Below are 8,688 nucleotides of genomic sequence, written 5' to 3'. Positions count from 1 at the left end.
CTACAGCACCGRCCTTTCCGGAGCCAACCTTTCCGGAGCCAACCTTTCCGGAGCTAACCTTTCCGGAGCTAACCTTTCCGGAGCCAACCTCGACAGCGCCAACCTCGACAGCGCCAACCTTTCCGGAGCCAGCCTCGACAGTGCCAGCCTCGACAGCGCCAACCTTTCCGGAGCCAGCCTCTATAGCGCCAACCTCGACAGAGCCAGCCTCGACAGAGCCARCCTCGACAGAGCCAACCTCGACAGAGCTAACCTCGACAGTGCCGACCTCTCTGAAGCCAACCTTGACAGAGCCAACCTTGACAGAGCCAGCCTCAACAGCGCCTACCTCTCCGGAGCCAACCTCGACAGAGCCAGCCTCGACAGAGCCTACCTCTCCGGAACCAGCCTCCCCGGAGCCAGCCTCGACAGAGCCAGCCTCAACAGTGCCAACCTTTCTGGAGCCAGCCTCCCCGGAGCCAGCCTCTCCGGAGCCAACCTCTCCGGAGCCAACCTTGACAAAGCCAACCTTTCCGGAGCCAACCTCTCCGGAGCCAGCCTCTCCGAAGCCAGTCTCTCCGGAGCCAACCTTGACAAAGCCAACTTCTTCAGCGCTAACCTTTCCGGAGCCAACCTCGACAGAGCCAACTTTAGGGGGGTTAACTGTTCGGGGGCGCTCTTGACTGGAGCGGTACTGGCAAACATTCAATGGGATGCCACAACTCAATGGGCGAATGCCAGGGGGTTGCATCAAGCTCAGGCGGTTCCACCTCAACTCAGTCAGGAGCCAGCTTTCGCTGCTGCCGTTTGCCTGAGCCAGGGAATGGCTTGAGCCAAGGAGAGTCTGATTCAGGACACGCTCAATGCCTATAACCAAGCTCCAATTCTATTCCTCCAAATCCAGATCTCAGCTCAATCCTGGAATACCCTGTGCTGGTTTGGCAGTCTGCACGATCAAGCCTAGGCAGTTCTGTTTGCCGGTGAGCAGGCAGTCAACACGGCTAAACCAGAGGCTCAGGCTTTCTTCAGGAATAGTCGAGGCTTGGCCAGGGCTTTAACGGCAGATCTGGCCGGTGCTGCCGAGGATTTTCAGGCTGCCATTAATCAGAATGTTTTTGCAAAGGAAAGTGAGGCCAAGCAATGCCGCATTCGCTGGGTCGAAGCCCTCAAAAATGGTGTGAACCCGTTTACAGCGGAAGAAATGGCAGCCCTGCAAGCTGCCGAGGGCTAATCCAGAAAGCATCTGGGCTGCTTCGACCCACCCCGGCGCTACGCGCCACCCCTCCCCAGAGGGGATCGGGGTTGGTTCCCAAGCAGGGACTTGATTCTATTCCCAAGCGGGAATTTGGTTTAGTACTTGGCAGGGGAATGTTGGGGTCCAAAGTGCGATCGTTCTCGTGGTTGCCAGTACTGCGATTGGTTAAATCCTTCTCCAGAATCCGTAGCAGGGCCTGCAGGTCGGAAAGGAGTTTGGGACGGTCAATCATAGGACACCAGCACAATGAGCTGCAATTAAAGCTCCCGACAAAATTGCCGAACTGCTCTTACTACCGTCAAATCAGTTCCTGTTTTCCGTAATTGCAACCACTGATTCAACTGCTCGACTCCGATGGCCGGAAACGATCGGCTGGTCACCCCATCTACATAGACCCCATCCTGCAACTCCTTAATCTTGACCTCCCCTTGCTGGTAAAGCCACACTTCTGGAACACCCATGGCCTGGTAGATATTGAGCTTGCTATCCGATCGGTTGGCAATATCGACTTCTACCGCCAGGTCGGGGGGTAAATCTGCCGGAATCGTCGCTCCTAAACCTTGCCCAGCCTGGGCATTCTGGATGTAAAAACAACTATCCGGCTCCACACCCTTCCCTAAATCCGATCGATTCAAGGTCATACAGCAATTTCCAGCCTAGTGAGGCGTATTTGATAGAATGATTTGTATGTTTACTTCATGCTCAATCAAGTGCAACCATACTCACTAGATCTTAGACAGAAAATTGTTGATGCATATCTTGAAGGGAATACGTCGCAACGTCAAATCGCTATACAATTTCGAGTTGCTTATAGTTTCGTGCGAAAGTTAATCAAACAACATCGGGAAACAGGTGAGATTGTCCCCAAACAACGAACTGTGCAAACACCGACCAAACTAAGTGTTGAGCAACTGGAGATTTTAGAGACGATTGTTGAATCGAATAACGACGCGACGTTGGCAGAGTTATGTAACTTGTTAGAACAGAGGGTCGGTGTCCGAGTTGGCGTTTCGACAATGTTTCGAATGCTAGAGAAGCTGAACTTAACGCTTAAAAAAAACTCTGCATCCCGACGAAAAGGAAACTGAGCGAGTGCAAACTAAACGAGTCGAATTTTGGCAACTGGTTCGAGGATTTCTAGCTCAAAATCTAATCTTCATTGATGAATCAGGAGTGGACTTAGCCTTGAACCGACTCTGGGCGCGTGCACCGAAAGGCAGACGAGCACATGGCAAGCGTCCAAGCCAGCGAGGGAAACGAGTCTCGATTCTAGGGGCGATTAGTCTGCGGGAGGTCGTGACTTACTGCAATCTCATGGGGTCAACTGATGGACTGACCTTTGAAGCCTTTATTTCCCAGAAACTTGTGCCTAAGTTATGGAAAGGTGCCTGTGTCATCCTGGATAACTGCTCTATTCATCTGGGTGAAGACGTTAGAAAGTTGATTGAGGATGCAGGAGCCAAGCTAATTTTCCTACCCCCTTACTCACCAGACTTTTCGCCTATCGAGAATTGCTTTTCAAAGATTAAGAGCATTCTGCGTTCGATTAAGGCACGCAGTTATCCAGAACTTGCCAAAGCTATTGATGAAGCTTTCTCCCAGGTGTCATCGAGCGACTTAAGGAACTGGTTCTCTCATTGCTGTTACTGTGCCTCACCAGCATAAAAAACGCTGTAGATTGGGCTTGGAGGATGCAATCGCACTTCTCTGGAATGATGCGACTGATTTTGTTGACTGCGGGTCTCAGTAATCAGATTAGGCATTTCCTGCCAACAGGTTGGGCAGAACCAATAAACTCCAGAATTGCGAATGTGGCGCAAAAGGTTGCCGTTGCAACAAGGGCAATCACTCATGACATTCCTACTCCTAATATTGCTGAGAACGATGACAATGTTCACGGTTCACAGGTCACCAGATATGCCCTTCTATTCTTGATAAAGATTCTCAATAAGTCAAGGTGAAGACGGAAAAAGGTTGGAACGTTTCTATGACTCTGAGGCTTCAGTTCTGCTCAGCAGTGGTGGAATTGTGGCGAGAATTCCCTTTTTGAGTAATTCAGGGCGTTCCTGGCGAGGAACTATGCCATCCAGACTGGTATAGTATTGCTCCGCTAATTTCAAGATGGCAGAAGCACTTTGCAGGGGAGGCAAATCGCCAAACATCAGGGTGGTTTTGTCGGGGGCAGCAAAGGCGATCGCGCAAGCTCGATTACAGCCACTTAAACAATTCACTGCCTCAATGTTGTATTCAGCTTGTAGCTGCCATTGATGGTGCAACCGTAACAGGCTTTGCCAGAGATGATAACCACCTCGTTGCCCCATATAATCTCGATTGGTTGGGGAGAAGGCGCAGGATTTGCAGATGAATAGGGTGTGTTGGGACATGGGGAGTGGGGGGAGTGGGGTGTGGGATGTGGTTTAGTACAGGTTGCAAATGTCTAATTCGTCAATTTCATCCACAGCCTTGTGAATTTTGTACTGCTTGACGGGTTGAGTCATGATGGCAATGACGGTTTCAATGGGAGGGCATCCGGGTTCTTTGCAAGTGAGTTGGCTGATGGAAATTGGAATGTCAGGGTTTATGTTTAAGATGCGATAAGCCCAGTTTTTAATATCTTGAACCTTCTCTGGGTTGGCTTTGGGTTTGTCCTGAGAAAATAAGTTCATAAGAGGGAGTAGGGAGTGGGGAGTGGAAAATTAATGTGCTGGATGGGTGAAACGGATGAAGAGAAGGTGGATGAGCATGAGTCCGATCGCCCAAACGGTTTCTTTGATAAACAAACTTTGAGCGATCGCCCAGGTCAGGGTATGGCTGCCAGTTAGCAACCAATCAACGGTCAGGATGAGGCTTTCAAATACGGCAAAGCCAATTAGTGAAATCGCTCCCATCCAAAGACAATGCCCTTTCATGGTCTTTTGAAAGGTTGGACGGAGTGATGCCAATGCTGTGACCATCAGGGTTCCTAACCCCAGCATGAAGCCCCAAAGTACCGAATCTACTGACCAGGGATACTGCCGCACGGTGTAACCATAAACTTGATTCATCAACCAGATCGACAGGGCAATCAAAACGGCTCGTTTCGGTTTAAGCGTAGTTCCGGCGATCGCGCCAAATGCGACAAACGGTGGATGGGGATAGATGATGCTACTGAAAACACCCATTGCAATCAGCAGGAATGTCCAACGGCGATCGCTGGCAACTCGGTTCCAGGTGATTGACCACTGGCTAGACTGAGGGATTGCTGTGATAACGGATTCTTGCATTGCACCTGACCTCCTGGAAGATTTTTAAGTCGTTGAGGAAGAACATTCCCGCAACGTCAACTCCATGCACACCCATTTCTAGCTGAGGCAGAATCATTTGCCCTAATTTGTAAGTGCCACCGCGAGGATGAGTAAAAACATAAGCAACTTTCATGTTCCTCCTAATCTAAATCGGTTGTTTATTTTCAATTGCTTGCTGCATTCTTTCCTGGAGCTCTAATCGCGTTAACGATCCGAGTTCTCCTGACTGGCGGGTTCGCACACTCAAGGTTTGGTTTTCTATTTCTCGTTTCCCAACAACTGCAACGACGGGGATCTTTTCCACTTCTGCGGTGCGAATTTGTTTACCCAATCGTTCGCCACTGGAATCGATTTCAACTCGGTATCCCAGTTGTTTGAGTTGCTGGGCGATCGCAGTGGCATACGCTCGTTGATCATCACTTACCGCCAACACTCGCACCTGGACTGGAGCCAACCAGAGGGGAAAATCTCCGGCATAGTTTTCGGTGAGAATGCCAAAGAATCGCTCTAACGACCCAAAGATGGCGCGGTGAATCATGATCGGACGTTGGCGTGAGCCATCAGCAGCGACATATTCCATCTCAAAGCGTTCCGGCAAATTGAAATCGACCTGGATGGTGGAACATTGCCACAAACGTCCGATCGCATCTTTGATCTTGATATCGATTTTAGGACCATAAAACGCACCACCACCTTCATCGGTGATATAGTCCCAACCTTTAGTATTTAAGGCTTCAACCAGGGCATCTGTGGCTAATTGCCAGATGTCATCCGTTCCTACCGATTTGGCAGGGCGAGTGGAAAGATTCACCTCGTATTCGGTGAAACCAAAATCAGAAAGGATTGTTTCCGTGAGGTTCAGTACACCCAGGATTTCGTCTGCCACCTGGTCTGGTAAACAGAAAATGTGAGCATCATCCTGAGTAAAACCGCGCACCCGCATCAAACCATGCAACACGCCCGATCGCTCATAGCGATAGACGGTGCCCAACTCTGCCCAACGAATCGGTAATTCTCGATAGGAATGAAGATGGCTCTGGTAAGTCAGCACATGAAACGGGCAGTTCATCGGCTTCAGTTGGTATTGCTGCGTCTCAATCTCCATCGAGTCAAACATATTCTCGCGGTAGAAATCGAAGTGACCGGAGGTTTTCCAGAGATCGAGATTGGCAATATGCGGCGTGTAGAGTAGTTCGTACCCTGCATCCAGATGCGCTTTGCGCCAGTAGTCTTCAATCAAGAGCCGCATTCGTGCCCCTTTGGGATGCCAGAAGACCAGTCCCCCGCCTGCATCCTCCTGGATACTAAATAAATCGAGTTCTTGTCCCAACTTGCGATGGTCGCGGCGTTTCGCTTCTTCTTTTTGGGTGAGATACGCCTGTAGCTGTTCTGGGGTTTCCCAGGCGGTGCCGTAAATCCGTTGTAACTGCGGTTTGGTTTCATCCCCTCGCCAGTAGGCTCCAGCGACACTCTCCAGGGCAAAGGCATTGGGGTTAATTTCCCCCGTGGAGTTGAGGTGAGGACCCGCACACAAATCCCACCAGCAATCTTTGCCCATCTGTTTCTGGGTCAGGGTATCTGCCGCAATGTGAAACAAAGAAGCCTCTGCCACGCCTTGCAGGGTATCTGCACAGCCAATGAAGTAGCGTGTGATCGGTTCATCAGCGGGAATGCTGTCGAGGATTTCCAGTTTGTAGGGTTCGTGGAGTTGCTCAATTTCTGCCCGGATTTGCGCTCGATCGACCACTTCTTGAATGATCGGCAAATTGGCGTTGATGATGCGCCGCATCTCGGTTTCAATCTGGATGAGATCGTCAGGGGTGAAGGGGATTTGACGGTCAAAGTCATAGTAGAAGCCAGTCTCTGTCCAGGGTCCAATCGTCACTTTGGTCTCTGGAAACAGCGTTTGCACTGCCATTGCCAGCACATGGGCACAGGTATGACGAAGCCGCAGCAAGGTTTCGGTGCGGGTTGGGTTGGCATGGGGCGGAAGAACAGAACTGACCATAGATCAAGACAAGAATGATAATCATTCTCAATTTAGCACGATTAGGTACGGGGGTGGAGGAGCGATCGCCGTTTCCCAGGACTTACAACAGGAGCAACTGTTAGAATTAATCGTATCGCCTGCTCGAACAGTCCTATATTCATCAGTTCTATGTCCATTGCGATTACTGAAGCAATTACAACGATCGCTGAAGCAGAACGAAAATTTAAGCTGTCACGTACGGAAGATGAAGCATTTTTTTTGGAATGGCAGACTTCGTTGCCAGAACTTTCTGATGCTGAACGATTGGCTCTAGATGAGGCACGGCGGCGGTACCTCTATCAGCGATCGCAAGGACAATTGTTAGAAGGCACTGTGACGTTGTTGCTGGCATCTCCCCTGCTGGCAATTGCAGGCTTTTACGATCCTCCGTTTCGGGTGCGGGCAGAAGCATCGGTGCAGTTGACGCTGGAGGATGAGGAAGAGGTGCTACAAGGACGTATTGATGTGTTGGTGCTGCTGAATCAGTTTTGGGTGGTGGTTTTGGAGTCTAAGAAAACGGCGTTGTCGGTCTGGACGGCACTGCCGCAAACGCTGGCGTATTTGATGGCAAATCCTCAGCCGGAGCAACCCAGTTTTGGCATGGTGACGAATGGCGATGAAATTCTGTTTGTGAAATTGGTGCAGCGAGAGCAACGGCTGTATGGTCTATCACGGGTGTTTGCGCCGTTTTCGTCTAGTCAAGAACTCCGCAATGCGCTGCAAATTCTGAAGCAAATCAGTCGGGCGATCGGAGAGGGAGTAGAGTAACTTCGGATTAGGGTTGGAGGTGGTGCAAGTAAAGGGGCGATCGTTGTGATGGAGGAACAAATAAAATGAAGAGTAAAAAAATTGCGCTTCTTCTCCGCAAAGCCTTGCTTGAGGAAGGCGAAATGGCACAATCGCTCTATGAATATGAACTAGAGGAGCATATCGACTATTGGTACGAAGGGTTGAAAGCAGATCGAGATGACTTCGTATTTGCAGTCACAGAAAATTCCGGCCATGTGGCAATGGTGCTCATCATGGCAGACAAAACAGTGCTAGTAAACGAAGCGGCTAGAGCAAAATTATCAGAATTTTGGCAACGCAATTACAGAACTAATATAGAAAAACTGCTTCCCATGATGGCAAAAGAATTAGCAGACGATACTCTTTACGTCACTGGAGTGAAGACCATTAACCAAAAGTGAACCAAACAAGTATAGCGCAAAGCCCAACCTTAGACGCTTGTGTGATCGCATCTTCCTGTAACAGTATTCGCCCTAAATACTCACACCAGTTACAACTTCTTTAAGAAACTTGATGAGTCGTCGATCTCCATTTTTACAGTGTATGGCAGCATTCGGAATACGGCAGCTTTCAAAAACGCTCAGTAGCTCTGAGAAATAGTGCTTGCACTGCGAAACCAGAAGCTTTTCTGAAAGGAGGATCGATTGCCCAACTCACCAACCTCGATCTCAATCAAGTTGCCCTGAGTCTGTTTACGTTGCCAAAGGATTATAGAGAGGGCAGACAACTACACTAACCATCTTGATTGCTGTCGTTGGAGGACAGAAGAACCCAAGAAAAACCTGGAAGCGTTTATGTGAAAGATATCCAGAGGTTGTAGCAAAGTGCTACAACCTTAAGTTTCCCGGCGCAGGGCAACGGGAAACGCCTGTTACAGACCGCCAAGGATGGGCACAGGTTCTAGGCTTATTGCCTGGTATTGCTGGTGCGACTTATCGGCAAGAAGTAGCAGATTTAGTTCTGCGTTACTTGGATGCCGATATCAATGTTGCCGTTGAAATTGTCGATCGCAACAACAGCGATGAAGATCTGGAACGGTTAGAAGTCAGAATCCGGGGTAAGAAAATCCGCAATCAGTTAACCAGGACACTCAGTTATCGTGGCGTTATAAAACCACTAGACTACGCACTAAGTAGGTCGGAGGGATAAAGTATAAGATAGATTTGGCCCTCTACTGGTTGTCTCTAGTGCCTGCCCCCTTACGAATCAAACTGAGTGACGAGGAAGACCGCACCCTGGCTGAACTGAGATTAGCCAGGACCGTGCCGCAACGAACCCGAGACCGTGCCCATATGCTGCGGCTGAATGCGCAAGGATGGACCGCCCCGGCAATCGCCGAGGTCTTTGAGTGC

General features: G+C 49.8%; 12 protein-coding genes. 7 read left to right on the top strand and 5 right to left on the bottom strand.

Annotated elements, in window-relative coordinates; all coding sequences use genetic code 11:
- The coding region (locus BST81_RS26775; RefSeq protein WP_143780526.1) for a pentapeptide repeat-containing protein at positions 1-811 on the top strand (811 nt) is incomplete at its 5' end.
- Positions 812-1,021: 210 nt separating this feature from the next.
- A complete protein-coding gene (locus BST81_RS26770) occupies positions 1,022-1,210 on the top strand; it encodes a hypothetical protein (RefSeq protein ID WP_075601530.1) in 189 nt (62 codons plus the stop codon).
- A gap of 281 nt (positions 1,211-1,491) precedes the next feature.
- On the opposite strand, the gene BST81_RS26760 is transcribed toward BST81_RS26770, so the two are convergent.
- A complete protein-coding gene (locus tag BST81_RS26760) occupies positions 1,492-1,875 on the bottom strand; it encodes a Uma2 family endonuclease (protein WP_083637111.1) in 384 nt (127 codons plus the stop codon).
- Between the two features lie 69 nt (positions 1,876-1,944).
- Here BST81_RS26760 and BST81_RS27240 point away from each other — a divergent pair.
- Positions 1,945-2,899 (top strand): IS630 family transposase gene (locus BST81_RS27240; RefSeq protein ID WP_216351475.1). Its coding sequence is split into 2 segments (ribosomal slippage): positions 1,945-2,288 and positions 2,287-2,899, totalling 957 coding nucleotides; the frame shifts between segments, so codons are not numbered across the junction.
- 320 nt (positions 2,900-3,219) lie between these two features.
- Here the strand turns inward: BST81_RS27240 and BST81_RS26740 are convergent.
- The 4 genes from BST81_RS26740 to thrS form a co-directional block, all read right to left on the bottom strand.
- Positions 3,220-3,618, bottom strand: a complete 399-nt coding sequence (locus tag BST81_RS26740; protein ID WP_075601526.1) for a DUF1636 domain-containing protein — start codon at positions 3,616-3,618, stop codon at positions 3,220-3,222.
- 33 nt (positions 3,619-3,651) lie between these two features.
- Positions 3,652-3,900 (bottom strand): hypothetical protein, encoded by a 249-nt coding sequence (locus tag BST81_RS26735; RefSeq protein WP_075601525.1) that lies wholly within the window; start codon positions 3,898-3,900, stop codon positions 3,652-3,654.
- A gap of 30 nt (positions 3,901-3,930) precedes the next feature.
- Complete coding sequence (locus BST81_RS26730; RefSeq protein ID WP_075601524.1) at positions 3,931-4,497, bottom strand: hypothetical protein; 567 nt, start codon at positions 4,495-4,497, stop codon at positions 3,931-3,933.
- Between the two features lie 166 nt (positions 4,498-4,663).
- On the bottom strand, positions 4,664-6,526 hold the full coding sequence (gene thrS, locus BST81_RS26720) for a threonine--tRNA ligase (protein ID WP_075601523.1): 1,863 nt from the start codon (positions 6,524-6,526) through the stop codon (positions 4,664-4,666).
- Between the two features lie 150 nt (positions 6,527-6,676).
- On the opposite strand from thrS, the gene BST81_RS26715 reads away from it, so the two are divergent.
- The 4 genes from BST81_RS26715 to BST81_RS26700 form a co-directional block, all read left to right on the top strand.
- Entirely contained in the window at positions 6,677-7,315 is a 639-nt protein-coding gene (locus BST81_RS26715) for a type I restriction enzyme HsdR N-terminal domain-containing protein (protein WP_075601522.1), read from the top strand.
- A 65-nt stretch (positions 7,316-7,380) separates the two neighbouring features.
- Positions 7,381-7,737, top strand: a complete 357-nt coding sequence (locus BST81_RS26710) for a hypothetical protein (protein ID WP_075601521.1) — start codon at positions 7,381-7,383, stop codon at positions 7,735-7,737.
- A gap of 340 nt (positions 7,738-8,077) precedes the next feature.
- Positions 8,078-8,485, top strand: a complete 408-nt coding sequence (locus tag BST81_RS26705; RefSeq protein WP_075601520.1) for a hypothetical protein — start codon at positions 8,078-8,080, stop codon at positions 8,483-8,485.
- A gap of 14 nt (positions 8,486-8,499) precedes the next feature.
- The coding region (locus BST81_RS26700) for a helix-turn-helix domain-containing protein (protein ID WP_363080959.1) at positions 8,500-8,688 on the top strand (189 nt) is incomplete at its 3' end.

This window comes from Leptolyngbya sp. 'hensonii' (assembly GCF_001939115.1).
Classification (GTDB): domain Bacteria; phylum Cyanobacteriota; class Cyanobacteriia.
Note: the sequence above shows the minus strand (reverse complement) of the source record. Positions and strands in the feature narration are given on the sequence as shown.